This is a genomic window from Agrobacterium tumefaciens str. B6, from assembly GCF_001541315.1.
Classification (GTDB): Bacteria; Pseudomonadota; Alphaproteobacteria; order Rhizobiales; family Rhizobiaceae; genus Agrobacterium; species Agrobacterium radiobacter.
In genome coordinates this window covers 577,178-602,278 of record NZ_LMVK01000001.1, presented here as the reverse complement: position 1 = coordinate 602,278, position 25,101 = coordinate 577,178, and the positions used below count along the sequence as shown (strand labels likewise).

At 60.7% G+C, this 25,101-nt stretch carries 24 protein-coding genes; 8 read left to right on the top strand and 16 right to left on the bottom strand.

Features of this window, described 5'->3' with window-relative positions; genetic code table 11:
• Positions 1-30: 30 nt before the first annotated feature.
• Together ASB65_RS02915 and ASB65_RS26990 are read left to right on the top strand one after the other, a co-directional pair.
• Positions 31-252, top strand: a complete 222-nt coding sequence (locus tag ASB65_RS02915) for a DUF2093 domain-containing protein (RefSeq protein WP_060722962.1) — start codon at positions 31-33, stop codon at positions 250-252.
• A gap of 122 nt (positions 253-374) precedes the next feature.
• Positions 375-662 (top strand): DUF3892 domain-containing protein, encoded by a 288-nt coding sequence (locus tag ASB65_RS26990; RefSeq protein ID WP_080868389.1) that lies wholly within the window; start codon positions 375-377, stop codon positions 660-662.
• Between the two features lie 75 nt (positions 663-737).
• Here ASB65_RS26990 and lpxK read toward each other — a convergent pair whose 3' ends face one another.
• From lpxK to ASB65_RS02885, 6 genes are all read right to left on the bottom strand, one after another.
• Complete coding sequence (gene lpxK, locus ASB65_RS02910) at positions 738-1,784, bottom strand: tetraacyldisaccharide 4'-kinase (protein WP_060722961.1); 1,047 nt, start codon at positions 1,782-1,784, stop codon at positions 738-740.
• Positions 1,785-1,933: 149 nt separating this feature from the next.
• Entirely contained in the window at positions 1,934-2,671 is a 738-nt protein-coding gene (locus ASB65_RS02905) for an HAD family hydrolase (RefSeq protein ID WP_003503151.1), read from the bottom strand.
• A complete protein-coding gene (waaA, locus tag ASB65_RS02900) occupies positions 2,665-3,987 on the bottom strand; it encodes a lipid IV(A) 3-deoxy-D-manno-octulosonic acid transferase (protein WP_060722960.1) in 1,323 nt (440 codons plus the stop codon). Before waaA ends, ASB65_RS02905 begins: the two co-directional genes overlap by 7 nt.
• A gap of 215 nt (positions 3,988-4,202) precedes the next feature.
• Complete coding sequence (locus ASB65_RS02895; protein WP_003503155.1) at positions 4,203-4,442, bottom strand: DUF4170 domain-containing protein; 240 nt, start codon at positions 4,440-4,442, stop codon at positions 4,203-4,205.
• Positions 4,443-4,503: 61 nt separating this feature from the next.
• The gene (locus tag ASB65_RS02890) at positions 4,504-5,310 is read right to left on the bottom strand and encodes a 3'(2'),5'-bisphosphate nucleotidase CysQ (protein WP_003503157.1); all 807 of its coding nucleotides are present in this window, start codon (positions 5,308-5,310) and stop codon (positions 4,504-4,506) included.
• Positions 5,311-5,403: 93 nt separating this feature from the next.
• A complete protein-coding gene (locus tag ASB65_RS02885; RefSeq protein WP_060723032.1) occupies positions 5,404-6,750 on the bottom strand; it encodes a TldD/PmbA family protein in 1,347 nt (448 codons plus the stop codon).
• A 116-nt stretch (positions 6,751-6,866) separates the two neighbouring features.
• Here ASB65_RS02885 and ASB65_RS02880 point away from each other — a divergent pair, with 116 nt between their 5' ends.
• Positions 6,867-8,696 carry a monovalent cation:proton antiporter-2 (CPA2) family protein gene (locus tag ASB65_RS02880; protein ID WP_060722959.1) on the top strand — a complete coding sequence of 610 codons (1,830 nt, stop codon included), beginning with the start codon at positions 6,867-6,869 and terminating at the stop codon, positions 8,694-8,696.
• A 60-nt stretch (positions 8,697-8,756) separates the two neighbouring features.
• Here ASB65_RS02880 and ASB65_RS02875 read toward each other — a convergent pair whose 3' ends face one another.
• From ASB65_RS02875 to ASB65_RS02865, 3 genes are all read right to left on the bottom strand, one after another.
• On the bottom strand, positions 8,757-9,683 hold the full coding sequence (locus ASB65_RS02875; RefSeq protein WP_060722958.1) for a patatin-like phospholipase family protein: 927 nt from the start codon (positions 9,681-9,683) through the stop codon (positions 8,757-8,759).
• A gap of 187 nt (positions 9,684-9,870) precedes the next feature.
• Entirely contained in the window at positions 9,871-10,428 is a 558-nt protein-coding gene (gene rsmD / locus ASB65_RS02870; RefSeq protein ID WP_003503166.1) for a 16S rRNA (guanine(966)-N(2))-methyltransferase RsmD, read from the bottom strand.
• Positions 10,409-12,367, bottom strand: a complete 1,959-nt coding sequence (locus ASB65_RS02865) for a pseudouridine synthase (RefSeq protein ID WP_060722957.1) — start codon at positions 12,365-12,367, stop codon at positions 10,409-10,411. Before ASB65_RS02865 ends, rsmD begins: the two co-directional genes overlap by 20 nt.
• Positions 12,368-12,438: 71 nt before the next feature.
• Between ASB65_RS02865 and ASB65_RS02860 the strand changes: the two genes are divergently transcribed.
• Positions 12,439-12,897: a nucleoside deaminase gene (locus ASB65_RS02860; RefSeq protein ID WP_003503170.1), complete on the top strand. Its 459-nt coding sequence runs from the start codon at positions 12,439-12,441 to the stop codon at positions 12,895-12,897.
• A gap of 50 nt (positions 12,898-12,947) precedes the next feature.
• Here the strand turns inward: ASB65_RS02860 and ASB65_RS02855 are convergent, their stop codons facing one another.
• The 4 genes from ASB65_RS02855 to ASB65_RS02840 all read right to left on the bottom strand — a co-directional run bounded on the left by ASB65_RS02855 (position 12,948) and on the right by ASB65_RS02840 (position 18,793).
• The gene (locus ASB65_RS02855; RefSeq protein WP_020811949.1) at positions 12,948-13,589 is read right to left on the bottom strand and encodes a hypothetical protein; all 642 of its coding nucleotides are present in this window, start codon (positions 13,587-13,589) and stop codon (positions 12,948-12,950) included.
• Positions 13,590-13,731: 142 nt separating this feature from the next.
• On the bottom strand, positions 13,732-16,635 hold the full coding sequence (gene ileS / locus ASB65_RS02850) for an isoleucine--tRNA ligase (RefSeq protein ID WP_060722956.1): 2,904 nt from the start codon (positions 16,633-16,635) through the stop codon (positions 13,732-13,734).
• A gap of 281 nt (positions 16,636-16,916) precedes the next feature.
• The gene (locus ASB65_RS02845; RefSeq protein ID WP_035261003.1) at positions 16,917-17,897 is read right to left on the bottom strand and encodes a bifunctional riboflavin kinase/FAD synthetase; all 981 of its coding nucleotides are present in this window, start codon (positions 17,895-17,897) and stop codon (positions 16,917-16,919) included.
• Between the two features lie 47 nt (positions 17,898-17,944).
• Positions 17,945-18,793 (bottom strand): TIGR01459 family HAD-type hydrolase, encoded by an 849-nt coding sequence (locus tag ASB65_RS02840; RefSeq protein WP_003503178.1) that lies wholly within the window; start codon positions 18,791-18,793, stop codon positions 17,945-17,947.
• Between the two features lie 369 nt (positions 18,794-19,162).
• Between ASB65_RS02840 and groES the strand changes: the two genes are divergently transcribed.
• From groES to ASB65_RS02820, 4 genes are all read left to right on the top strand, one after another.
• Positions 19,163-19,459 (top strand): co-chaperone GroES, encoded by a 297-nt coding sequence (gene groES / locus ASB65_RS02835; RefSeq protein WP_003503180.1) that lies wholly within the window; start codon positions 19,163-19,165, stop codon positions 19,457-19,459.
• A gap of 74 nt (positions 19,460-19,533) precedes the next feature.
• Positions 19,534-21,168 carry a chaperonin GroEL gene (gene groL / locus ASB65_RS02830; RefSeq protein WP_003503181.1) on the top strand — a complete coding sequence of 545 codons (1,635 nt, stop codon included), beginning with the start codon at positions 19,534-19,536 and terminating at the stop codon, positions 21,166-21,168.
• Positions 21,169-21,799: 631 nt separating this feature from the next.
• Positions 21,800-22,234 (top strand): hypothetical protein, encoded by a 435-nt coding sequence (locus tag ASB65_RS02825; RefSeq protein ID WP_003503182.1) that lies wholly within the window; start codon positions 21,800-21,802, stop codon positions 22,232-22,234.
• A gap of 156 nt (positions 22,235-22,390) precedes the next feature.
• The gene (locus ASB65_RS02820; protein ID WP_003503183.1) at positions 22,391-22,837 is read left to right on the top strand and encodes a DoxX family protein; all 447 of its coding nucleotides are present in this window, start codon (positions 22,391-22,393) and stop codon (positions 22,835-22,837) included.
• 62 nt (positions 22,838-22,899) lie between these two features.
• On the opposite strand, the gene hisG is transcribed toward ASB65_RS02820, so the two are convergent.
• The 3 genes from hisG to ASB65_RS02805 are packed head-to-tail and all read right to left on the bottom strand — an operon-like array spanning position 22,900 to position 25,101.
• Positions 22,900-23,592, bottom strand: a complete 693-nt coding sequence (gene hisG / locus ASB65_RS02815; RefSeq protein ID WP_060722955.1) for an ATP phosphoribosyltransferase — start codon at positions 23,590-23,592, stop codon at positions 22,900-22,902.
• Positions 23,589-24,716 (bottom strand): ATP phosphoribosyltransferase regulatory subunit, encoded by a 1,128-nt coding sequence (locus tag ASB65_RS02810; RefSeq protein WP_003503185.1) that lies wholly within the window; start codon positions 24,714-24,716, stop codon positions 23,589-23,591. The genes hisG and ASB65_RS02810 overlap by 4 nt, the downstream gene beginning before the upstream one ends.
• 16 nt (positions 24,717-24,732) lie before the next feature.
• Positions 24,733-25,101, bottom strand: a complete 369-nt coding sequence (locus ASB65_RS02805) for a VOC family protein (RefSeq protein ID WP_003503186.1) — start codon at positions 25,099-25,101, stop codon at positions 24,733-24,735.

The following is a 25,101-nucleotide window of genomic DNA, read 5'->3' as shown; positions in this document are numbered from 1 at the left end:
CTGACAGGACAGAGCAGGAGACGAAAACGGATGAACAGATTTGAAGGAGGCGGCAACCGCCTCGCCGTCATCGAATATCTCGACGGTGACTTCCGCATCGTCCAGACCGGCTCGCATGTCATCTGCGCCATGACAGGTAAGACAATCCCGGTTGATGAGCTGCGCTACTGGAGCGTGGCGCGGCAGGAAGCCTATGTGGATGCGGCGGCTTCGCTAGAAGCAGAACGCAAGGCGGGCAATCTGCCAGCATAGTGTAGATGCGACGATGTAGTGAATATGCTTCGCGAGTCCTGGTCTTATAGAAAACGCTAATTCACGCGAAAATTGAATTATGCGATAATTCTCTTGTTCAACGAGCAAAGGAACGATTCGTTATGATCACTGCCAGAATTAGATGCATCAATAAAACTGACAGAAGCAGCGCTTGGGAACGCATAAGAAGCGTCGGCGGCGTCAACCCTGATGGTAAGAACTGGAAACTTACGCTCAACGACGCAATCGTAGGCATCGAGAACAAAACTTACGCGTTCTATGTAGAACGTCCCGCTGGGGATAGGGTCAACGTAGTTTTGGCCAAAAGTGCTTATGGGAACAAATATCTAAAAACTACATCAGACGGTGATCAACCAAATAACCTCCTAAGCTTGCCTGAATGCCCTTAAGACGAGTATGGCATAGCGCACTGAAATATAAATCTCTATTTTGGTGCGCTTACCACATAATACTTGGTATACTTGTTAGATTGACGTCCGCGCATTTTCCCGCAGCAAACGCGCGCGGCAGTTCCCCACCGCGGTCTCGATGATCGTCGTGGCGGCGTTGGGGTCATCGAACACCATGTCGATTTCGATCACCAGGCTGTTCCACAGTAATTCTTCCGCCCGGCCGTGGTGGCCGTTGAGCCGCACCGCATCCTTGGCCGTCGTCACCAGCTGCAAATTTTGCTTGCCGGCGTCCTGCAGAAGATCGGCGATCTCGTCGTCGCTGAAGTGGTGATGATCCGGGAAAGAGCGCTGCAGCACGATCTCGCCGCCGAGCGCCTCGACGGTTCTGAAGAATTTGGCCGGGTCGGCAATGCCCGCATAGGCCAGCACGCGCCTTCCCCTGAAATCCTGCGGCTCCTGTGGCGTGATCGCCGCAACGAAGACGGGTTTGGCAGCCTTTGCCGCCTGCCTGACCAGCGCATCGGCCGCATGGCCTTTGCCGACCTTCAGGAGCCCGGTCATATGCCGCATCTGTTCGGCAAGCGGCGCTCTTACCGGACCGCCCGGCACGAGATGGCCGTTGCCGATGCCGCGCATCGTATCGATGACAACAAGCGCATAATCCAGCGTCAGGCGCGCGCTCTGGAAACCATCATCCATGATGATGAGATCGACGCCTTCTTTCACCAGCCGGTGCGCACCTTCCACCCGCTTGCGGGAAATGACCGTGATCGCCTCGCGCGCCAGAAGCAGCGGCTCGTCTCCGACATCGGCGGAGCGGTGCTGTCCGGGATCGACAAGGGTGGTAACGTCAAGCGTGCCGCCATAACCGCGGCTGAGGAATCCGGGTTTCAGGCCTTTTGCGACGGCGGCTCTCGCAATTGCCATCGCCGTCGGCGTCTTGCCAGCGCCGCCCACGGTGAAGTTGCCGATGCAGATGACCGGAACGGGAACGCTTGCCCGTTTCGCTGTCCGCATCCGCCGGCCGGCAACCTTCCCGTAAAGAAGCGAGAAAGGTGACAGGAGCCACGCCTGCCAGCCCGCTTTCTGCCACCAGAACGGCGGCGCTTCAGAAACCATCTATTCCCGCTCCCGGCCGCGTCGCCCACGGCATTCCGTTCGCCTGTCACATGTCAGGGAGGTTGTTTGCCAGAAAAAACCGTAAATTGCAAAAATGGATTAGACGGTTCCACGGGGCCATGCCGGGCCCGGCGGAAATCTAACCGGGTTCAGAGAGCCCGTTCCGGCAAAAGCGCTTCGAGAGCGGTAATGTCCTCGAAACAATAATCGGCATCCGCACCCAGGCTTTCGCGCGAGCCTGTTCCCGTCAGAACGGCGATACGCAGACCGGCTCCGGCATTTTTCGCCATGTGCAGATCGTGGTTATTGTCGCCGACAACGGCCACGCGTTCCGGCGGGAAGCCGATCGCCTCGCAGAAGCCCAGAACCATGCCGGGCTGCGGCTTGGTGCCGTAACCGCTGTCATATCCCGCGACGAAATCGACGTCGTTTTCGAAACCGAAGCGGATGGCCGTCTGTCGAATGGAGTTTTCATTGTCGCTGGAGGCAATGCCGAGCTTGTAGCCGCGCGCCTTCAGCCTTGCGAAAAATGCCTTGAGATCGGTCACCGGCACGGATTTATCCGCAGCCTCGGTGAACAACCGGTCAAGGCGGGCAGTCAGTTCTCCGACATCGCAGGGAGAGCCCGCGGCTACCAGACCGGCGGCGATTTCCGCCGTGTTGCCGGCGGCCAGCAGGCTGTCCGGCACCACATGACCGGTAACGGGATCCATTCCGCAGGCGGAGAGAAGCCGGTCGGCGAGAACGGGATCTCCCTTGGCCGCGATGGCCGCAAGTTCGCGGTTCACCGGTCCCCAGCTGGCGTCATAGCCTAAAAGCGTTCCGTCCTTGTCGAAAAGGACTGCGGCGATCGATTGCGCCGCGTTGAGTTCGATATCCGCTACCATGAGCCGATGGCGCTCCGTGGTTGCAGCTTGGCGGAAACGGTGAGCGGGTTGATATAGGGCTCCAGCGCCTTGACGGTGGAGGACAGCGCGCCGCGCATATCCTGAATGACCCGGTTGCCCGCATCGATCATCTTGTAACGCTCATTGTCATTGACCAGGAGGTAATGCACCGCCTTGGCCAGCATCTCGACATCCCGAATGATACGACCGCCGCCGGCGCGGATGAGCTTCTGATAGGCCTCGCGGAAATTCTGCACATGCGCGCCTGACAGGACGGCGCAGCCGAGCATCGCCGGCTCCAGCGGGTTCTGCCCGCCTTCGGCCGTCAGCGAGCGGCCAACAAAGGCAAGTTCGGTCAGCCGCAGGTAAAGCCCCATTTCGCCGATGGAATCGCCAAGGAAAATATCGGTTTCCGGCGTTATCACGTCATTGCGGCTGCGACGCGCGACGGTGAGCCCCATGCCTTTCAGCATGCCCTCCACATCATCGCCGCGCTCGGGATGGCGCGGCACGATGATGGTCAACTGGCCATTGCGGGACTTGATCGCCGCATGCACGGTGGCGGCAGCCTTCTCCTCGCCGTCGAAAGTGGAGATGGCGGCCCATGTCTTGCGATTGCCGACCTGCTTGCGATAGTGCTCCAGAAGCGCCTCGTCACAGGGCGGCGGGTCGGTGTCACCTTTGAGGTTACCCGAAATCACCACCGGCCAGGAGCCGAGATCACGGAAAAGTTCGGCATCGAGATCGGACTGCGCAACCACCAGCGCCAGCTTTGAAAACAGCGATTCCGCAATATCATGCCGGGCTTTCCAGCGGTCGAAGGAACGGTCGGAGAGACGGGCATTGACCCGGATCTGCGGAATGTGCCGGCGCTCCAGCTCCATCATCGTCACCGGCCAGATTTCCGATTCCGCTGTGATGGCGGCATCCGGCGCCCAGTAGGTGAGGAAGCGATTGACCGCGATCTTGATGTCGAGCGGCACATACTGGTGGATCACGTCATCGCCGAGCCGGGTGCGGGTCAGTTCGGCCGAGGTGACCGTGCCGGTGGTCAGAAGCACGAAGATATCGCGCTTGCGGATTTCACGGATCAGCGGGATGAGGGCAAGCGTTTCGCCGACACTTGCGGCGTGGAACCAGACGAGCGGCCCGCGCGGGCGCTCGGCGCTCGCATAACCGAAACGTTCGAGCCGGCGGCGCTTGTCTTCCTTGCCCTTCGCGGCCCGATAGGAAAGATAGGGCTTGGCGAACGGGTACGCGGCGATACCGGCAATGCGGTAACCGGAAAGAGCGAAACGTGCGAGACGGCTGCTCATGACATTCTGCCCTTGATCATTCCGCGCAATGCCCTGCCCCTGTTCTGGTTGTTATCGCCGCCTACTTCTTCTCAAATTGCGTCATTTTTTGTCATCGGAAACGAAAGCGCGATCACATTTTCTCGCTCCGGCATTCCCGGCCTGCGCCGCTCGCGCAGGAATCACGGGAAAGCTCGCCTTCACCCAATAGTATTACAACGCAAGGGCAAAAGGACTCAAATTTTATCGTCCGGATTGAGAAGACGGTGCATATGCACGATAAAATAACGCATATGGGCGTTATCAACAGTCATTTGCGCCTTGGACTTCCATGCGGTGAGCGCGGAAGCATAGTCCGGATAGATGCCGACGATATCGAGCGCGTTCAAATCCCGGAACTGAACATCCTGAAGGTTTTCAAGTTCGCCGCCGAAGACGAGGTGCAGCAGCTGTTTCGGTTTGCCAGATTCCGTCATTTCTTAGTCTCTTTCTTAAACGCTGAGAGAGGCCTTCATCTGCGGGATTTCCCGGCAAACGTCAACTGTCAGACAGATGTGAAAACGCTTTCAAAAGTGCAGGCAGCGCATAATCTGCTGCAGCGCACAATGCGGGGTGGTTAACCTGCCGGCGATTATACATCAGAGGTTTTCCATCGAGCCCGACCAGACGACCGCCGGCCTTCTCCAGAATGAGGTCGGCGGCGGCCAGATCCCACTCATGCGAGTTGGCCTTGACCAGCGTTCCGTCGATGCGGCCATCCGCCACCATGGCCAGCCGGTAGGCGAGCGAGGGCACGTGTGGAATGCGTTTGACGGTGCTGCGCACCTCTTCCGGCAGATGCGTGATCACGTCTTCGGGCGCTGCCAGATGGAAGATGCCGGCATTTTCGCGCGCGGCAAAAACGGGTGACCCGTTCTTCAGAGCTTCACCACCTTCAAATGCGGTAAACTCCTCCGCAAGCGCCGGAGCGACAAGAGCCGCGACCACCGGTCGGCCTTCATGCACCACCGCGACGCTGACGCACCATGTATCCCGGCCGCCGATGAAGGCGCGGGTACCGTCAATGGGGTCGACGACGAAGACGGTGGAGCGGGAAAGCCTGTCCGTATCGTCATCCGTCTCTTCGGAAAGCCAGCCATAATCCGGCCGGGCGGAGCGCAGGATGGTTTCGAGGATTTCATTGGCGGCGTAATCGGCCGCGCTGACCGGCGAAAGCCCGCCATTTTTCCACCAGACCTCGGGATCCTTGCGGAAGAAACCGAGGGCCGTCTCACCCGCCTTGCGGGCGGCTTTAAGGACCAGCCGCAGATCGGAGGCCCAGCGGGCTTCAGCCATATCGTTCATTTTGCCGTCTTTTCCACGCGCCTCAAACGGCGCGCCCGTTTTTCTCTTCGCACTTGCACATAAAGTGTCGGCGAAAACAACCCGCAGGCCGCCTCACTTGCCCGCGATCGTCATGCCTTCAATGGCGAGCGTCGGGGCCGCGACGCCGTATTTGCGATCGATATCATTGGCCGGTGTGACCCGCATGAACATGTCCTTCAGGTTCGAGGCAATGGTGACCTCGGAAACCGCGAAGGTCTTTTCGCCATTCTCGATCCAGAAACCGCTGGCGCCGCAGCTATATTCACCCGTGATCATGTTGGCGCCGTGGCCGATCAGCTCGGTGACGTAAAAGCCGGTTCCGACCTGCCTCAGCAAGTCCTCCGGCGAGAGATCGCCCGGCTCCAGCGCGAGATTGGTAGAGGCCGGCGAAACCGCCGTGCCGCCGCGCACGCCGCGCCCGTTGGTTTCAAGGCCAAGTTCCCGCGCCGCCGAAGTGGAAAGGAACCAGTGCTTCAAGACACCATCCTCGATCATCGTCATCTTCTCGCCCCTGACACCCTCGCCATCGAAGGGACGCGAGGACGGGCCGCGCACGATCTGCGGGTCGTCGGTGAGATAAAGGCCCTTTTTCAGAACCTGCTGACCCATTTTATCGCGCAGGAAGCTGGTCTTGCGGGCAACCGAAGCGCCGTTGATCGCGCCGGCAATTGCACCGACGAAGCCGCGGGCGATGCGTGGATCGAAAACCACAGTGATGTTGCTGCCGGTATCGACCTGGCGCGGGCCGACACGCCGCACGACTTTTTCACCGGCGCGGCGACCGATTTCCTCGGCCTCATCGAGATCGGCATAATAAAGGCGGCTGTCGAAATCGTAGTCGCGCTCCATCTTCGTGCCTTGGCCGGCGATGACGCTGACGGAGCGACTGAAACGGCTGCCCATATAGCTGCCGGAAAAACCGTGTGACGTAGCGAGGACGAGACCACCCACGCCGCTCGATGCGCCGGCACCGGAGGAATTGCTGACGCCCTTGACGCCGAGTGCTGCTTCTTCAGAAGCAAGGGCTGCCTCACGCAGCTGATCGGCCGAGACCTCAGTCGCATCGAAAAGCTGGAGATCGTTGTAGGACGTCGCAAGCCGCTCCTTGTCCGCCAGGCAGGCAAAGGGATCTTCCGGCGAGACCTTGGCCATGGCGACGGCCCGTTCCGCCAGCGTCTTCAGATCGAAGCCCGGATTGGCGGAAACGCTCGCCACCCGGCGGCCAACGAAGACGCGCAGGGAAAAATCGTCGCTTTCGGAGGATTCGGTGCTTTCCACCTTGCCCAGCCGCACGCCGACCGACTGCGAGCGGGAGCGGACGACAACGGCATCCGCCTCATCCGCGCCGGCGGCACGGGCAAGATCGACAAGTTCGCTGGCGCGATCGAGAAGTTTGGAAGAATCTATTTCTGAGGACATGAGTTGGCCTTTCATTCCTGTTCCATTTATTGTGCCAGCAACCCCGCATCAAGGGCGAAACGCCGCTTTCTCCATTCGGACGGTATTGTCGCCACCCTATTCGAAAGTCCGCCCGCATGACCGAGCACGACGCTCTCTTTTCCGAACCATTGCTGCTTCTGGCCGGCGCGGTCATCGCGGCCTCCGTTTTCCGCAAGCTCGGGCTTGGCACCGTGCTCGGTTATCTGGTCGCCGGCATCATCATCGGCCCGTTCCTGCATCTGGTCACGGATGCGAAGGACATCTTCAACGTCTCGGAACTGGGCGTCGTTTTCCTGCTCTTCATCATCGGCCTTGAACTCAAGCCTTCACGCATCTGGCAGATGCGGCGCGATATTTTAGGCCTGGGGTTGGCTCAGGTGCTGGTGACCGGCAGCGTGCTGGCGGCCATTGCATGGTGGGCGGGGCTGATCGACTGGCGGGGAAGCGTGGTTGCGGGTTTCGGTCTTGCGCTTTCCTCCACCGCCTTTGCGCTGCAAATCCTTGCCGATGACGGCGACATGAATACGCGGCATGGCAACCGGTCCTTCTCTATCCTGCTGTTTCAGGACCTTGCCATCGTGCCGCTTCTTGCCCTCGTCACCATTCTTTCCAACCGCCCGGATGTGCCGACGGATTCGATGGTGTCCGATCTCATCGCCTCCGTCGTTGCTGTGGCGGGCATGGTGCTGGCCGGGCGTTACCTGCTCACGCCGATGTTCCAGATCATCGCCCGCACGGGTGCGCGTGAAGTGATGATCGCGGCCGCCCTTTTTGTCGTCATCGGTGCTGCCGCCATCATGGAGATGGTCGGGCTTTCCATGGGCATGGGTGCGCTGCTGGCCGGGCTGATGCTGTCGGAATCTTCCTATCGCCATGAGCTGGAGGCCGATATCGAGCCGTTTCGCGGGCTGTTTCTGGCGTTGTTCTTCATGGCCGTCGGCATGTCACTGCACATCCATATCGTTTATGAGCACATCGTCCTCATCCTGATCGCCGTGCCGGCGATGATGGCGGTGAAGGCTGCCCTGATCTATGGCCTCTGCCGGATCGCCGGCTCCTCGCGTTATGCATCGAGCCGGATTGCGCTGCTTCTGGCGCAGGGCGGCGAATTCGGTTTCGTGCTTTTCACCACGGCGGCGGCCTCCGGGCTGTTTCCGCAGGCAACCGCCTCGATCCTCGTTGCCGTTGTCACGCTTTCCATGGCGCTGACGCCGCTTCTGGCCGTGATTTCGCGGCGGCTGACGGCGGAGGATGCGGAAGAGGACAAGCTGGAAGAGGATTTCGACGGGGCGGGCGCGGATGTGCTGATGATCGGCTTTTCCCGTTTCGGCCAGATCGCCTCACAGATTCTTCTCGCCGGCGGGCGCGACGTAACCGTCATCGACAGTTCCGCCGACCGCGTGCGTCAGGCCGCCCGGTTCGGCTTTCGCATCTTTTTCGGTGACGGCACCCGCAAGGACGTGCTGATCGCCGCCGGCATAGAAAGGGCCGATCTCGTGGCGGTCTGTACCCATAAAAAGGAGGTCACCGACCGTATCATCGACATGATCCAGTCAGAATTTCCAAGCGTGCGCATCTATGCCCGCTCTTATGACCGCGTGCATTCCCTCGACCTCAGGAAAAGAGGCGTGGAATATGAAATCCGCGAGACGCTGGAATCCGGCCTGCTGTTCGGCAGGCGCATTCTGGAGGGGCTCGACATGGATGGCGAAAGGGCACTGGCGATTGCCGACGATATTCGCGAACGCGACGAGCAGCGGCTGGAGCTTCAGGCCGTCGAAGGCCTCGCCGCCGGCCGGCAGATGCTGCACAACAAGCCGGTGCGCGAGGTGAAGCCGGAACCGCTGATGAAGCCGAAGACCAAGGCGGAAAAGTGGGAGGAGGAAGAGGGTTCGGAGGAGAGCGAGACGGAAGTTTCGCTGTGATTCAAAGGCGATGGCTGGAAGAGCGCCACTTGTTCCCAGCGAATATCCAGGACGTACCGCTCAAGCCTCCACACCCTGCCCGCGATGAAACAGCTCCACCTGCATGTCGATCTGCCGTTTCAGGTCGTCCTTGATGCTAGCCGACGCGTTCAGCACCTCCTCGGACTTCAGGAAATCCAGCACGCCGAAACGGTGCACCGGCGGGCGCAGGAAAATATGCGGCGGGCGTAGCCTCAGTTTCAGGGCGATTGCCGCCTGCATCATCAGCTGGCTGGCGCCGAACAGGCTGTCCAGCCGGTTCGGCATGGTTGTGCCGTCGCCTTCGGGGCCGCCGACGACATCGACGCCGATGACGATATCGGCCCGATCCAGCAGATGTTCATAGGGCACGGGGTTGAAGATGCCGCCATCGATCATGATGCGGCCATCGATACGAACAGGCATGAACAGTGCCGGAATGGCCGCGGATGCCGCCAGCGCCTGGATGATCTCCCCGCGTTCCACCACCACTTCGGTCTGCGCGTAATAGTCTGTGGTTATCACTTTGAGCGGAATGGCAAGCTCCGAAAAATCCTTCGGCAGAGCCTGCGGCATCAGCGCGTGCAGAATGAGTTCGAGGTTGAACTGCCCAAGGCGAAAACCGTCCACCGCGTGTCGCATCGATGCCGGGCCGAGGCTCCAGAGCCGGTTGGCGACCGAGCCCTTTCGTCCCATGAGTTCAAGCGTGTATTCGCGGATTTCGCGGCCGGTCATGCCGGCTGCCATGCCCGCGCCGATGATGGAGCCGATGGAAGAACCGGAAATCGCGACGGGCCGGATGCCGAGTTCGTCCAGCGCCTCGATGACGTTGATGTGGCAGATGCCCCGCGCCCCGCCGCCGCCGAGCGCCAGTCCGAATGTCGGCTCGTGGCCACCCGTGCTGTCACCTTGGAGAACCTCTTCCCCGGCGCGGACGATCGTGACGCTTTCGTTTACACCCTGCTCCATGCGCACACCCAAATTCTTTCCGCGGCAAAGACTCTGCCTATTCGGCAAAGAAGACAAGACCGTGGCGTGACGGGAGGTGTTCCTATCAGAGCGTTTTCGCTTTTCTTTAAATCGCGAAAACACTCCAACTCTTTGTTCTGTCGGATTTCCCGGCGGAAAACCGGGCTCCACTTTTCCTGGAAAGGTTCTAGGGCTCGTAGCGGTAGAAATGCATTTTCGTGTCGCCGAAGATGCGGCTTTCGAGCGGCTTGAATACCGGATCGACCTTTACCGCCACATCGCCGCGCTCTTCCAGAATGGCGAGCGCGCCAGGTGTCAGCCAGCCGCCGCCATGGGCTGCCGAGAAAGCCTTCTCACCATGGCCATGGCCATAGGGCGGGTCGGCGAAGAGAAGATCGAAGGGCTCGATATTATTGACACCACCGAGCTTGGTGGCGTCACGCCGCAAAATGCGGGCGCGGCCATGCAGACCCAGCGCATCGATATTTTCCCAGAGCAGCCCCCTGCCCTCCACGCCGTTTTCGACGAAGAGCGCCACACGACAGCCGCGCGAAAGCGCCTCCAGACCAACCGCGCCCGTTCCGGCAAAAACGTCCAGAACGCGCGTGCCGTCCAGACTTTCCGGATAGGCGTGGCTTAAAATGTTGAAGAGGCTTTCCCGCGTCCTGTCGATGGTCGGACGAATGGAATTCGATTTCGGCGCGGCCAGTGTCCGGCCGCGGAACTCACCGCCTACGATCCGCATTACGTGTCATTCCCCTGCCTCCAGAAGGTTTGCCACCCGGGCCTTTGCCGCCCGGCTTGCCGCCGCCGGGACCACCGGGGCCTTTGCTCTTGCCTGAGAAACCAGAACGTTCGCCACGCTCGCCCGATTTCCCGAAGGACGGCTTGCCGAATCCGGGTTTACCGCCCGGCTTGCCGCCACGGGGCTTGTCTCCCGCCGGGCGCTCGCCGCGTGGGCGCTCACCGTCTTCACGGGGCCTGTCGCGGAACGGACGGTCACCGAAAGGTTTTTCACCGCGGGCGGTGCGATCACCGAAACTCTTTTCGCCGCGTGGGCGGTCACTGCGCGGACGATCACCCTCTTCACGCGGCTTGTCACGGAACGGCCGGTCGCCGAAAGGTTTGCCGCCGCGCGCCGGGCGGTCACCGAAGCTCTTTTCGCCGCGTGGGCGGTCGCCACGCGGGCGATCACCCTCTTCGCGCGGCTTGTCGCGGAATGGCCGGTCACCGAACGGCTTTCCGCCGCGTCCACCACGATCGCCAAAGCTCTTTTCGCCGCGCGGACGGTCGCCGCGTCCGCGGCCACCTTCTTCTTCGCGGGGAGAATCTGAGCGGATCCACTCGCCCTCGGCATCCGCATGCCGCACAACGTTGCGGCGCGCCTCGTCCTGGGCGGAAGGCTTCTTGAAGAGGTTTTCGGCTTCCGCGCGGGCGGAAGACTTGCGCTCCTTGCCGTCACGGGTGGGCCTTGCACCGGGCGCCATCCAGACATTGGCCGTGCGGCTGGTGCCGGCGGGCTGGCGTGGGCGGCGGTCGTCGCCATCATCCTCGCTGCGGCCCTTTGCGCCAAATTTCCCGGCGGGCTTGGAGCCGAACTTTCCAGCCGGCTTGTCGCCGCGCTTGGTATCCAGCCGTCCGAGCGCCTTTTCGCGACGGTCTTCCGGCTTGCCGACAGCCTTGTCGAAACGCGGCTTGCCTTCCGGCGCATCGCTCTTTGCCCATTCGGACTTCACCGCCCGCTTCGGCGTGTTGTCTTCCTCGTCTTCAACGGGCGCATTATAGATCGGCGCGTCAAAATTGGCGCCGGCCTGTTCGATCAGACGCGGTCCGAGCTGGTCGCGCAGCATGCGGCCGCGCACTTCCAGCACCTTGCCTTCGGCGAGATCGCCGAGCTGGAACGGACCGTAGGAAACGCGGATCAGGCGGTTGACCTCGAGGCCGAGTGCGCCGAGCACGTTCTTGATCTCGCGGTTCTTGCCTTCACGCAGGCCCATGCTGATCCAGACGTTGTGACCCTGGGTACGGTCGAGCGTCGCGTCGATTGCGCCATAAAGCACGCCATCGACGGCAATGCCTTCCTTCAGCTTGTCGAGCGCTGCCTGATCGACCTCGCCATGGGCGCGGACGCGGTAACGGCGCAGCCAGCCGGTGGTCGGCAGTTCCAGCACGCGGGAGAGACCGCCATCATTGGTGAGCAGCAGCAGGCCTTCGGTATTGATATCGAGGCGGCCGATGGACAGAACGCGCGGCAGTTCGCTCGGCAGATTGTCGAAAACGGTCGGGCGGCCTTCCGGGTCGGAATTGGTCGTCACCAGACCGGCGGGCTTGTGATAGAGCCACAGGCGCGTGCGCTCGGCACCGCGAATCGGCATGCCGTCGACTTCGATCTTGTCCGACAGCGTGGCGTTGACCACCGGTGTATCCAGCTTGACGCCGTTCAGCGACACGCGGCCTTCCATGATCATGCGCTCGACATCGCGGCGCGAGGCCACACCTGCGCGCGCCATGATCTTGGAAATGCGCTCGGGCTTGGAGCCGCCAACGGTTTCCGGCGCCGGGGCGGCCTTTGCCTCGGTCGGTTTCTTTTCGCGCTCTGCGGCGGGCTTGCCGGGGCCTTTCGGCTTCTTGTCGCGGCTAATTGTCTTGCCGCCGTCACGCTTCGGCTTGTCTTTAAAAGTCATTTGCTGTTTGCCTGTTGTTTGGGCTGTCCTATCAGGTCCAAGCACAAGGGTTAAGAGGAAATTGAAACGCAATGGCCGAAAGGACGCATTTCATGGAACTGGCGCTGGCGGAAGCCCGTGCCGCCGGCGAGCGGCAGGAGGTTCCGATCGGCGCCGTACTGGTTCTGGACGGCCGCGTCATCGCCCGTTCCGGCAACCGCACCCGTGAATTGAATGATGTGACGGCGCACGCCGAAATCGCCGTGATCCGCATGGCCTGCGAAGCGCTGGAGCAGGAACGCCTGCCCGGCGCTGATCTCTACGTGACACTGGAGCCCTGCACCATGTGTGCTGCGGCGATTTCATTCGCCCGTATCCGCCGGCTCTATTATGGCGCGGAAGACCCCAAGGGCGGCGCGGTGCATAATGGCGTGCGCTTCTTCAGCCAGCCGACCTGCCACCACGCGCCGGATGTCTATTCCGGGCTGGCGGAAAGCGAAAGTGCTGACATCCTACGGCAATTCTTTCGCGAGAAACGCCTCGACGATTGAGCGGCCGGCGGGAGGCTCATGCTTTCCCGCAGGCCATCAGCCATTCGTTTTTACTGGAAGGGGTTCCACCAGCTCTTGCCGGTGCCGGCGACTGCCGCTTCTTTCTTGCGGCGCTTTTCTTTCTTCTGCTCCGGCTCGCCGAGATCGGTCAGCTGATCCTGCGGGACGCTGCGATATTCAGCCGGCGGGTCGGTGAGGAACTTGCGCTGGGCGTTGACGACCGAGCCGCCCTGGGCTTCGGCCTTCGCCTTGCGGAAGGCTTCCCATTTCTGGCTTTCGGTCATCTGGCCGGCAGTGCCGTTACCGGCGAGCAACGGCGAGCGGTAATGCGGGTTGTTCTTATTGGCATCCGCTTCGTCGCGCAGACGTTCGCGGGTTTCTTCCGGCGATTCCACCCATTGCGGGTTGTTTTCGCGGCTTGCCATGTTCTGCTGCGGCGTGGCCAGCTGTTCGGCACGGGTCTGGGCGGGAACGACGAGACCCGGGCGGGGGCTGTATTTCAGGTTGCGCTTGCTCTGGTCACCGGTGATCGAGGTCGCGTTGCCAAGATCGTCGACAAGCTGTTCAGCCGCCGTCTTGCCCGTACCGTAGGTCGGGCTCGTGCAGGCGCCGAGCAGCACGCCTATCGCCGTGATGCCAACAACCGTGCGAAACATGCCCAAACCCTGCGCATTACCCTGCATCGTCTTCATCGAAACCCTTCCAGCCGTCCGTCCCACTGCGCCAGACATCGTCTTTCGGCAGGCGGCAGCCCGCATTGCCGTGCAAATCCGGCCATTTTCAGGCAGGTGTACCGGATGAAGAGGCAAAGCGCAATTCATCCGGCCATTTTCATTATGCCAGGGCTGCAAGCTCGCGCAGCGCGGCCGCATCGCGGGCGGAAACCTCCGGATAGTCCGGATCGGAACCGACATCGGTGGTGATGCGCCAGGAGCGAGCGCATTTTACGCCCTCCGCCAGCTTCTGCTCAACCACGACCTTTGCCACTTCCGGCAGGCGGAAGCCATCGGCGGGGCCTTCGTCACCAACCACCGAGATGGCCGAGGTGATGCAGATTTCGGCGAAATCCTGCCCCTTCAGCGCCGCCAGAAGATCGGCGTCGGCAATGTGCACGACGGGCGCGGCTTCGAGCGAGGAGCCGATACGCTTTTCGCGGCGTTCGACTTCCAGCGCGCCTGTCACGACCGTGCGGACCTTGCGGATTTTCTCCCACTTCGCTTCCAGCGCGTCGTTCTTCCATTCCGCCGGGATTTCCGGGAACTGGGCAAGATGCACCGATTCCGCATCCGGATAACGCGATAGCCACGCTTCTTCGGTGGTGAAGGGCAGCATGGGCGCGAGCCAGGAAACAAGGCAATCGAACAGCTTGGCGATGACCGACAGCGATGCCCGGCGCTTCAGCGACGACGGCGCGTCGCAATAAAGCGTGTCCTTGCGGATATCGAAATAGAAGGCCGAAAGCTCGACATTGGCGAAATCCACCAGCGCGCGGGCGATCTTCTTGAACTCGAAGCCGTCATAACCCTCGCGCACGACCTTATCCAGATCGGACAGGCGATGCAGCACCAGCTTTTCCAGCTCCGGCAGATCGTCATAGGCGATCTCTTCGCCCTTATAATGGGCGAGCGTACCGAGCATCCAGCGGATGGTGTTGCGCAGCTTGCGATAGGCATCGACATTGGTCTGGATGATGGCCTTGCCGAGACGCTGGTCTTCCCAATAATCCGTCGTCATGACCCACAGGCGCAGGATATCGGCGCCGGCGTCCTTCATGACTTCCTGCGGCGAGACGACGTTGCCCTTGGACTTGGACATCTTCTCGCCCTTCTCATCCATGGTGAAACCATGGGTGACAACGGCGTTATAGGGCGCGCGGCCGCGCGTCGCGCAGCTTTCGAGCAGCGACGAATGGAACCAGCCGCGATGCTGGTCGGAACCTTCGAGATAGACATCCGCCGGCCACTTCATGTCCGGGCGGTCTTCAAGCGTGAAGGTGTGGGTGCAACCGCTGTCGAACCACACATCGAGGATGTCCATGACCTGCTGCCATTTGGCGTGGTCGTGGTCATTGCCGAGGAAACGTTCCTTGGCGCCTTCGGCAAACCAGGCATCCGCACCTTCAGCTTCGAAAGCCTCGATGATACGGGCGTTGACGGCCTCGTCGACCAGAACCTCACCATGCTCGTCGGCGAAAACGGCGATCGGCACGCCCCAGCTGCGCTGGCGCGACAGAACCCAGTCGGGACGGCCTTCGATCATGGCGCGCAGGCGGTTCTGGCCGGAGGCCGGAACGAAGCGGGTCTGATCGATGGCGTTCAAGGAGCGCGAACGCAGCGTCGTGCCGTCGCCCAGTTCCTTGTCCATATAGACGAACCATTGCGGCGTGTTGCGGAAGATGACCGGCTTCTTGGAGCGCCAGCTATGCGGATAGCTGTGCTTCAGGCGGCCGCGGGCAAACAGGTTATTGGCAGCGATCAGCGCCTTGATGACGCGGTCGTTGGCGTCGCCCTTCTTGCCGTTATCATCCATGACGCGGGCAGCGCCGCCTTCGGCGGACGGGCCGAAACCGGGAGCGTCTTCGGTGTAGAAACCATCGTCACCGACCGGGAACGGGATGGCCGACGAAACACCGCGCGCTTCCAGCTCGCGCTGATGCGCGGTCCAGACGTCAAAGTCCTCGCGGCCATGGCTCGGCGCGGTGTGCACGAAGCCCGTACCGGCATCGTCGGTGACGTGATCGCCTTCGAGAAGCGGAACCGGGAAATCGTAACCGAGCGAAGCCAAAGGGTGGGCGCAGGTGATGGCGGCCAGTTCTTCGGTTTTCACGTCGCGAACGAGCTTGAAGGTCAGCTTCGCCTTGGCTGCGGCCTCATCGGCCAGCTTCTTGGCGAAGATCAGCTTTTCGCCCGGCTGCGGGCCAAAATCATTCTGCGCGCTTTCAACTTCGAAAAGACCATATTCGACCCGCGAAGAAAACGCGATGGCGCGGTTGCCGGGGATGGTCCACGGCGTGGTCGTCCAGATGACGACGGAGACGCCGGAAAGAGCGGGCGCAGCGTCCTTTACCGGGAATTTCACCCAGATCATGTCGCTCTCGACATCGGCATATTCGACTTCGGCTTCCGCCAGCGCCGTGCGCTCGACGACCGACCACATGATCGGCTTGGAGCCGCGATAGAGCTGGCCGCTCTTGGCGATCTTCAGGAGTTCGCCGGCGATGCGGGCTTCGGCGTGGAAGTTCATCGTCGTATAAGGGTTTTCGAAGTCGCCTTCGATGCCGAGGCGCTTGAACTCTTCCGACTGAACCTTGATCCAGCCGGCCGCGAAGTCACGGCATTCCTTGCGGAATTCGTTGACCGGAACCTCGTCCTTGTTCTTGCCCCTGGCGCGATAGGCTTCCTCGATCTTCCATTCGATCGGCAGGCCGTGGCAATCCCAGCCCGGAACGTAATTGGCATCGTAACCGCGCATCTGGAACGAGCGGGTGATGACGTCCTTCAGGATCTTGTTCAGCGCATGGCCGATGTGGATGTTGCCGTTGGCATAGGGTGGGCCGTCATGCAGCACGAATTTCTCGCGGCCGGCGGCGGAAGCGCGCAGGCGCTTGTAGAGGCCCATCTCCTGCCAGCGCTTCACCGTTTCCGGTTCCTTCTGCGGCAGGCCAGCGCGCATCGGAAAATCCGTCTGCGGCAGATAGAGGGTGGAGGAGTAGTCCAGTTTTTCTGCGGTGTCGCTCATAATCGTACCGTTGTTGCGCGCCGTGTCGGTCGCGCCGTCTCAATTTCAAAGAGGGGCAAATACGGAAAGCGCCATGACAAATGCCATGACAAGCGCCAAAATCCCGGACCTTCCGGCTCGTCAGAGCGGGCGGAAGGCCGGGCCAATAATTCGGCCAATCTGAACTGTAAACTTCAACCGGTATTGGGACATGGCCGGTTGTTTATGCGGTTTTCCGGCAAAAAGGAAGAGAAAAGCGACGGCAATATAGCCCGGAATATGGGCTGACAGGTCTCATCAGATCAAAACGCAATCTTCGCATCCAACGCGCTGAGCGGGCGCACGCCCGATAACATCGCTCTCGCCTCTTCTTCATCGCGCCTGATCTGGGCGACGAGCGGATCGAGGCCATCGAATTTCAGTTCATCGCGCAGGTGCCCGAAGAAGGAGACCGAACAGACCTCGCCGTAGAGATCGCCGGAGAAATCGAAGACGAATGTTTCGAGCAGCGCCGCGCCGTTTTCTGTGACGGTCGGACGATAACCGAAGCTTGCCACGCCATCGTGGATAGAACCATCGGGGCGACGGAACCGCACGGCATAGATGCCGGCCTTCAGTTCCGTTTCCGGGGCGAGCGCCATGTTGGCGGTGGGATAACCCAGCGTGCGCCCCAGCTTCTGGCCGCCAATGACCTCGCTTTCCACCGTGAAGCGGTATCCGAGCAGGCCTGCGGCGCCTGCCACATCACCGTCGCACAGAAGCGAGCGGATACGGCTGGAGGAGACGACATCCGCACCCTCGTCGCGGAAGGCATCCACCAGCGTCACGTCAAAACCATGGCGTTTGCCGGCCTCCATCAGGAATGCCGGGCCGCCTTCCCGGCCCTTGCCGAAATGGAAATCGAAGCCGGTGACGACGGCGCTGGCATGAAGCCAGTCGACCAGGATGGATTGAACGAATTCCTCCGCCGAGCGCTGCGAAAATTCCCGGTCGAAGGGATATTCGATGACGGAGCGGAAACCGATGGCCTCAAGGATGCGCGCCTTGAGCGGCGCGGGCGTGAGGCGAAAGACCGGCGTGTCGGGACGGAAGACGGAACGGGGATGCGGCTCGAAGGTCAGCACCAGCGCGGGAACGCCACGGGCTTCCGCCAGTTCCAGAGCACGATCCAGCACAGCCCGGTGGCCACGATGCACGCCGTCGAAATTGCCGATGGCGATGACGCCGCCACGAAGAGCTTCCGGCAGCGGCTCCTTTTTTTCATTGCGGTGAAAGACGGTCATGGCAATCGATCCATTCCTGCGCCAGCTATTCCTCAGGCGAGATATCCTCAGGCGAGACGGGGCATCCACCAGCCGGGAGCTGCACCCTGCCCCTTCAGATAGGCGTTCAGAAGCGCCTCGTCCGTCTGGCCGTTCAGCGTATATTCGGCAGCGTGAATGCCGCCGCTGATATAGAGAAGGTTGAGACCGCTCGCAATCGCGCCCTTCACATCCGTCGGCATGCCGTCACCGATGGCGAGCACGCGATCCTTGGCGAAGGCGCCGCGCACTTCCTTGGCCGCAGCTAAGCAGGCTTCATAGATCGGCGCATGCGGCTTGCCGGCAATGCGGACTTCGCCGCCGAGCTGTTCGTAATAGGCGGCCATGGCGCCGGCGCAGGGAATGATGCGCTCGCCGCGTTCCACCACCAGATCGGGGTTGGCGCAGATCATCGGCACCTTGCGGGCAATGAAGCCCTTGAGCATTTCGGTATAGTCTTCGGGCGTCTCCGTCTCGTCGTCGAAGAAGCCGGTGCAGACCACGGATTCCGTTTCCGCCTCGCCGACACATTCGACATCGAGACCTTCCAGCAGCGGCATGTCCCGCTCCGGGCCGAGCAGGAAGACCTTTTTTGGGCCTTCCGCGATCAGACCACGGGTAACGTCGCCCGAGGTGATGATACGGTCATAGGCCTCATCAGGCACGCCGAGAACGCGCAACTGGGCGATGACGCCGGGGGCGGGACGCGGCGAATTGGTGATGAGCACCACCGTCTTGCCAGCCTTGCGCGCTTCCCGCAGCGCAACCGCCGCATCCGGAAAGGCGCTGACCCCATTGTGCAGCACGCCCCAGACATCCGAAAGAATAACGTCGAACCCATCAGTGATTTCGCCGAGAGTGAGAATGCGGTGGGCCATGAGATGCTTTCCGGATGCGAGAAGAGGGTGTGCGTCACATCGCAAAGCGGGACGCCGATGGCAAGGAAAAAAGCGGTGAGTGACCGGTCTTCGGCCCCGCCTGACGCAGCATGAACACAAATGTCCCGTAGATGGATGCGACGCGCATCGCGCGAAAAGAATGTCGTCATGGCGCGCATCCGCACATGGGAAATTTCTGTCATGGAACGCTGATAACCATAAGCCATGAAATTTTTCAGACAGGGCGTTCTTGACTCCGGCAGATGCCCTCCTTATCTCGGTTCCGCTGGCACTCGATAAAGGAGAGTGCTAACACCCATCTGGCGAGTTCCAAAAGCTCGCGCAGTCATTTGATCGAGGGATTAGGCAATGACAAGCACCAATTTCCGCCCGCTTCATGATCGCGTCGTCGTTCGTCGCGTTGAATCCGAAGCAAAGACCAAGGGCGGCATCATCATTCCCGATACCGCCAAGGAAAAGCCGCAGGAAGGCGAAATCGTCGCCGTCGGCTCCGGCGCTCGCGATGAGGCCGGCAAGGTCGTCGCTCTCGACGTCAAGGTTGGCGATCGCGTCCTGTTCGGCAAGTGGTCGGGCACCGAAGTCAAGCTCAACGGCGAAGACCTTCTGATCATGAAGGAAGCCGACATCATGGGTATCATCGGCTGATTTCGCCGAACCCATCGTTTCCTTAAATTTCAAGCCGGATCCATTCCGGCCGTTCGAAACCAGGAGTTTTGAAAATGGCAGCCAAAGAAGTCAAATTCGGCCGCTCAGCGCGCGAAAAGATGCTCAAGGGCGTCGACATTCTCGCTGATGCAGTGAAGGTAACCCTCGGCCCGAAGGGTCGTAACGTCGTTATCGACAAGTCCTTCGGCGCTCCGCGCATCACCAAGGACGGCGTTTCGGTCGCCAAGGAAATCGAACTGGAAGACAAGTTCGAGAACATGGGCGCACAGCTCGTTCGCGAAGTTGCCTCCAAGACCAACGACATCGCCGGTGACGGCACCACCACCGCAACGGTTCTGGCCCAGGCCATCGTTCGCGAAGGTGCAAAGGCAGTTGCTGCCGGCATGAACCCTATGGACCTCAAGCGCGGTATCGATCTGGCCGTTGCAGAAGTCGTCAAGGACCTTCAGGCCAAGGCCAAGAAGATCAACACTTCGGAAGAAGTTGCACAGGTCGGCACGATCTCTGCAAACGGCGAGCGTCAGATCGGTCTCGACATTGCTGAAGCAATGCAGCGCGTCGGCAACGAAGGCGTCATCACCGTTGAAGAAGCCAAGACCGCTGAAACCGAACTCGAAGTCGTCGAAGGCATGCAGTTCGACCGCGGCTACCTGTCGCCTTACTTCGTGACCAACCCGGAAAAGATGGTTGCTGACCTCGAAGACGCATACATCCTTCTGCACGAAAAGAAGCTTTCGAACCTCCAGGCTATGCTGCCGGTTCTCGAAGCTGTCGTTCAGACCGGCAAGCCGCTCGTCATCATCGCTGAAGACGTAGAAGGCGAAGCTCTTGCAACGCTCGTCGTCAACAAGCTGCGTGGCGGCCTCAAGATCGCTGCCGTCAAGGCTCCGGGCTTCGGCGACCGCCGCAAGGCCATGCTGGAAGACATCGCCATCCTGACCGGTGGTACCGTCATTTCCGAAGACCTCGGCATCAAGCTCGAAAGCGTTACCCTCGACATGCTCGGCAAGTCGAAGAAGGTTTCGATCTCCAAGGAAAACACCACGATCGTTGACGGCGCAGGCCAGAAGTCCGACATCGAAGGCCGCGTTGCCCAGATCAAGGCGCAGATCGAAGAAACCACTTCCGATTACGACCGCGAAAAGCTGCAGGAACGTCTTGCCAAGCTCGCTGGCGGCGTTGCCGTGATCCGCGTTGGCGGTTCGACGGAAGTTGAAGTGAAGGAAAAGAAGGACCGCATTGACGACGCTCTCAACGCGACGCGCGCTGCTGTTCAGGAAGGTATCGTACCGGGCGGCGGCGTTGCCCTGCTGCGTTCTTCCACGAAGATCACCGTCAAGGGTGCAAACGACGACCAGGAAGCCGGCATCAACATCGTGCGTAAGGCTCTGCAGTCTCTGGTTCGCCAGATCGCAGAAAACGCAGGTGACGAAGCTTCCATCGTTGTCGGCAAGATCCTCGACAAGAACGAAGACAACTACGGCTACAACGCCCAGACCGGCGAATATGGCGACCTGATCCAGCTCGGCATCGTCGACCCGGTCAAGGTTGTACGTACGGCTCTGCAGAACGCAGCTTCGGTTGCTTCGCTGCTGATCACCACCGAAGCCATGATCGCCGAGCTTCCGAAGAAGGAATCGGCAATGCCGCAGATGCCCGGCGGCGGCATGGGCGGCATGGACTTCTAATCAGTCCTGTCACTGGAATAAGAAAGGGCGGTCTTCGGACCGCCCTTTTTCTTTGCCGTCCCTGCACGTTTGACGAAAGGGGCGTCATCTTTGGGCCTGTCCCGAGCATCTGCAACCGATTGATTTCCCGCGACGTGATTAGATCCTCGGCACGAGGCCGAGGAGGACGTCGTCTCTCTTGCGAGAGATGCCTCATAAAATCAACCGGTTGCATAATTCTGAAGGCCGAAAGCGGAAGCGCTCAAATATTGTCCCGTTTTGGAACAGCCGTGATTTTATCCGGCTATTTTTTGCCATCCCATGCAATAATGCGGCAGCGCCATGAGCGAATCACCACCCCATACGGGCCTGATTTCCACTCGGACCGGCTTATAAGTGCGCTATTTAGTTGTGCTTTTTTTTCGCAAATCTCGCGATTTTGAAGAAGAAATACATAATATTTTTGATTTTCTCACTGACTGGTTGTTGTAGGTAGGGGAAAATAAACTATAAGTCAGCCCCCGTAAGGGTTCCGCGACTGGGCGGCGAGCATTGAAGGGGTTTCGATGCTTGGCAAACACGTTCGACTGCGGGTGGCGGTAAAGGTTCAACCTGGCAGTGGCGCTAGAAATGGCGGCGCTGGCACGTGTTCATGCGGGGGCGCGATTTGTTTGAAATATCAAGACGCAACGATGCTCTGCCAACGGCGGTGACGACCACGCCCGATCCCCGGACCATGTCGCATTTCTTCATTTCGGAGGAGTGGAGCAGCGATCTTTCGAGCGGCGTCATCCGGCTCGGCGAACACGCATCATTCATGCACGGCCTGCCGCCGGGCGAGTGCGGCTTGCTGAGCCTTGTCCGCTGTTACGACCGCGCTGACCACGCCCGCGTGCTGGAACTTTTCGAGCAGGTTTCCACTGCGCCCTCACGTTTCTGTTTTTCAACCGGCCTTTCCATCTTGCCGGCAATGCGGCAGCCGGTCATCTGCATGGGTGAATCTTCCGGCTTCGAAGACGGCCAGCAGGGGCGCATATCTGGGCTTTTCCTGTTTCCGCGCCTTGAGGATATTCGCTTCGCCGCCTAAGGCTTTTTGCAGCGATGCCATCCACCGTTCACAAAATGAAGACAATTTGTCTTCTGTTGTTCATCTTTATGGATGAGTGATTTTCCGACATTGATGTCTCCAGACATTGCCCTGCAGATAAACCGGCAACACGCCGATCAATTACCGGAGATATCCATGTCCAGCAGCCAGAACGTTCTCGTTCTCATCGCCCGCATTCTGCTTTCCTTCATCTTCATCACTTCGGGCTTCAGCAAGCTCGTCGATCCGGCCGGCACGGCCGGCATGATCACCGGCGCCGGCCTGCCCGCCGCAACCGCGCTTGCCTATGTCGCAGGCCTGTTCGAACTCGTTGCCGGTCTTGCCATTCTTGCTGGTTTCCAGACCAAAATCGCCGCCTGGGCGCTTGCCGTCTTCTGCGTCTTCACCGGTCTGGTTTTCCACAGCGGCACCGTTGCCGTTCCCGGCTGGCCTGAGCCGGCTCTTGGCTGGATCAACACGCTGAACGGCATCATGATGGTGAAGAACATCACGCTTGCCGGCGCTTACATCCTGCTTGCCGCCTTCGGCGCTGGCGCCTACTCCGTCGACGCAAAGCGCGGCGCGGCTGTGGCCCACGCCTGAGCCAGATAGATCGACCAACAAAAAAGCCGCCGGATCGCTCCGGCGGCTTTTTTTGTCTGGTGTCAGACCGTCGCCCTTATGCGCGAAGCGATCTCCTCAACCCTCGCATCGCCATCGTGCTCCGGCTTGCGGGCGCGGACAAAGCAGGCCTCCGAACGGACGATGATGCCGTCGGAGAGGATTTTCAGATGATTGGCTTTCAGCGTCGAACCGGTTGAGGTGATATCGACGATGATATCCGCCTGCCCCGCCGCAGGCGCACCCTCGGTCGCGCCAAGGCTTTCGACGATACGGTAAAGCTGGATGCCGTGCTGGCGCGAAAAGAACTGCTGCGTCAGCCGCCAGTATTTGGTGGCGATCGCCAGCCTGCGGCCATGACGGGCGCGGAATTCCGAAGCGACATCGCCGAGATCGGCCATGCTGTCCACATCCAGCCAGATTTCCGGCACGGCGACCACGACGTCGGCATGACCGAAACCGAGGCGGGCGCAAAATTCCACCTGCGCATCGGCATTGGTCAGTCCCTCGCGCACAAGGTCCTCGCCCGTCACGCCGAAATCCACCGTGCCGGCGCCGATCTCGCGGGCGATCTCAGAGGCCGACAGATAGGCGATCTCGATATCGTCCCGTCCTTCGATACGGCCGCGATAGGAGCGGTCATTGCCGACTGCCGCGACCTTCAATCCGGCGCGTTCCAGAACGGCGGAAGCGTCTTCCTTCATCCGGCCCTTGGAGGGCAATGCGATGGTGATCATGGCTTGTCGCTCCCCCGCACCGCTTCGATGCGATCCAGCCAGAGCGAAAAACCCACAGCCGGTATTTTTTCCTGTGCGCCGAGCAGCGTCAGCAGCCGGTCGAAACGGCCGCCACCGGCCAGAACGCTGTCTCCACCCGCTTCCACCACCTCGAAAACAAGGCCGGTATAATAATCGAGCGGACGGCCGAAGGCCGCGCCATAGGTGACGGTCTCAAGATCGACACCGGCATTGGCTAGGGCTGCGACACGTTTGTCGAAAGCGGAAAGCGCACCATCCAGCTTCAGCTTCGCCTTTGCGGCAAAATCAGCCAGAACCTGCGAGGCCTGCGGCAGCGGCGCCTTCAGGGCCAGAAACTGCTTGAGCAACGCGAAGCTATCATCCGGCAGGCGGGTGGCCGCAAGCGCCAGTTTCTCCCGCAGACGGCGGGCGATTTCCTGCGGCGAACGGCTGGCATTGGTGGAATAGCCGGTCTCCTGCATCACCGTATCGAGATAATCGACCAGCACCGCCTCGTCGCCAGTCGCCAGCAGGCCCGCGACCCGGGCATCAAGACCGGTCATCGGCTTGGGATGCACGAGGCTTTCCAGCAGCGCGTCGAGCTGCGCCATATCGCCAAAGGCCTGCACCAGCCGCTTCTGCCAGCCGAGCGGCAGGCCAAGGGCGGCAACCACCGCCTCGAACACCTGCTGATCCCCCAGCGTAACGGCAAGCGCCCGGCCCGGCAGCAGGCGCTGCAGAATGCCGGTGGCATCGATGACGGCACGGGCATCGGCAGCGGCAATATCGGTATCGCCAAGGTCTTCGATGCCGGCCTGATAAAACTCGTTCGCACCTTCACGACGCTGGCGGAAGACCTCGCCCAGATAGGAATAACGCTTCGGCGTGCCGGTCGCCGTCTCGATATGGCGCAGGCAGACGGGGATGGTGAATTCCGGGCGCAGGCAAAGGCTCGTCCCCGTCTCGCTCTCCGTCATGAAGATACGGCGGCGCAAATCCTCGCCCGCCATATCCAGAAACGGTTCGGCGGGCTGGATGACGGGCGTGTTCACACGGCTCGTGCGGCGCGCGGAGAATTCTTCCAGTAGCTCTCCGGAAAATTCCGGCATGTCGATCAGGGGCATGAAACGGTACTTTTCGTCACGGTTCGAGCGGTTGCATCAATTCGATGCGGTTTCCGAAGGGATCATGGACATAAAACCGGTGATATCCTTCAAGCAGCTCATCCTCAACCACATGGCGGCCTGCTGTTTCAAGTGTTTTTCGCAAGGTTGCCAGATCATCGACCAGAAAGGCCGGATGGGCTTTGCGCGCCGGGCGGAAATCCTGCTCGACGCCGAGATGCAGTTTTATCGAACCCCGGCTGAACCAGCACCCGCCGCGCGCGGCCAGATTAGCGGGCTTGATCTCCTCCGCAAAGCCGAGCAGGCCACCATAAAAGGCACGCGCCTCATCTTCGCGGCCCGCCGGCATCGCCAGCTGAACATGGTCGAGCGCAAGGATCGCCAT

Coding starts and splice junctions, on each gene's coding strand:
- ASB65_RS02915 (WP_060722962.1), top strand. CDS start 31: ATGAACAGATTTGAAGGAGGCGGCAACCGCCTCGCCGTCATCGAATAT.
- ASB65_RS26990 (WP_080868389.1), top strand. CDS start 375: ATGATCACTGCCAGAATTAGATGCATCAATAAAACTGACAGAAGCAGC.
- lpxK (WP_060722961.1), bottom strand. CDS start 1,784: ATGGTTTCTGAAGCGCCGCCGTTCTGGTGGCAGAAAGCGGGCTGGCAG.
- ASB65_RS02905 (WP_003503151.1), bottom strand. CDS start 2,671: ATGGTAGCGGATATCGAACTCAACGCGGCGCAATCGATCGCCGCAGTC.
- waaA (WP_060722960.1), bottom strand. CDS start 3,987: ATGAGCAGCCGTCTCGCACGTTTCGCTCTTTCCGGTTACCGCATTGCC.
- ASB65_RS02895 (WP_003503155.1), bottom strand. CDS start 4,442: ATGACGGAATCTGGCAAACCGAAACAGCTGCTGCACCTCGTCTTCGGC.
- ASB65_RS02890 (WP_003503157.1), bottom strand. CDS start 5,310: ATGAACGATATGGCTGAAGCCCGCTGGGCCTCCGATCTGCGGCTGGTC.
- ASB65_RS02885 (WP_060723032.1), bottom strand. CDS start 6,750: ATGTCCTCAGAAATAGATTCTTCCAAACTTCTCGATCGCGCCAGCGAA.
- ASB65_RS02880 (WP_060722959.1), top strand. CDS start 6,867: ATGACCGAGCACGACGCTCTCTTTTCCGAACCATTGCTGCTTCTGGCC.
- ASB65_RS02875 (WP_060722958.1), bottom strand. CDS start 9,683: ATGGAGCAGGGTGTAAACGAAAGCGTCACGATCGTCCGCGCCGGGGAA.
- rsmD (WP_003503166.1), bottom strand. CDS start 10,428: ATGCGGATCGTAGGCGGTGAGTTCCGCGGCCGGACACTGGCCGCGCCG.
- ASB65_RS02865 (WP_060722957.1), bottom strand. CDS start 12,367: ATGACTTTTAAAGACAAGCCGAAGCGTGACGGCGGCAAGACAATTAGC.
- ASB65_RS02860 (WP_003503170.1), top strand. CDS start 12,439: ATGGCCGAAAGGACGCATTTCATGGAACTGGCGCTGGCGGAAGCCCGT.
- ASB65_RS02855 (WP_020811949.1), bottom strand. CDS start 13,589: ATGAAGACGATGCAGGGTAATGCGCAGGGTTTGGGCATGTTTCGCACG.
- ileS (WP_060722956.1), bottom strand. CDS start 16,635: ATGAGCGACACCGCAGAAAAACTGGACTACTCCTCCACCCTCTATCTG.
- ASB65_RS02845 (WP_035261003.1), bottom strand. CDS start 17,897: ATGACCGTCTTTCACCGCAATGAAAAAAAGGAGCCGCTGCCGGAAGCT.
- ASB65_RS02840 (WP_003503178.1), bottom strand. CDS start 18,793: ATGGCCCACCGCATTCTCACTCTCGGCGAAATCACTGATGGGTTCGAC.
- groES (WP_003503180.1), top strand. CDS start 19,163: ATGACAAGCACCAATTTCCGCCCGCTTCATGATCGCGTCGTCGTTCGT.
- groL (WP_003503181.1), top strand. CDS start 19,534: ATGGCAGCCAAAGAAGTCAAATTCGGCCGCTCAGCGCGCGAAAAGATG.
- ASB65_RS02825 (WP_003503182.1), top strand. CDS start 21,800: ATGCGGGGGCGCGATTTGTTTGAAATATCAAGACGCAACGATGCTCTG.
- ASB65_RS02820 (WP_003503183.1), top strand. CDS start 22,391: ATGTCCAGCAGCCAGAACGTTCTCGTTCTCATCGCCCGCATTCTGCTT.
- hisG (WP_060722955.1), bottom strand. CDS start 23,592: ATGATCACCATCGCATTGCCCTCCAAGGGCCGGATGAAGGAAGACGCT.
- ASB65_RS02810 (WP_003503185.1), bottom strand. CDS start 24,716: ATGCCCCTGATCGACATGCCGGAATTTTCCGGAGAGCTACTGGAAGAA.
- ASB65_RS02805 (WP_003503186.1), bottom strand. CDS start 25,101: ATGGCGATCCTTGCGCTCGACCATGTTCAGCTGGCGATGCCGGCGGGC.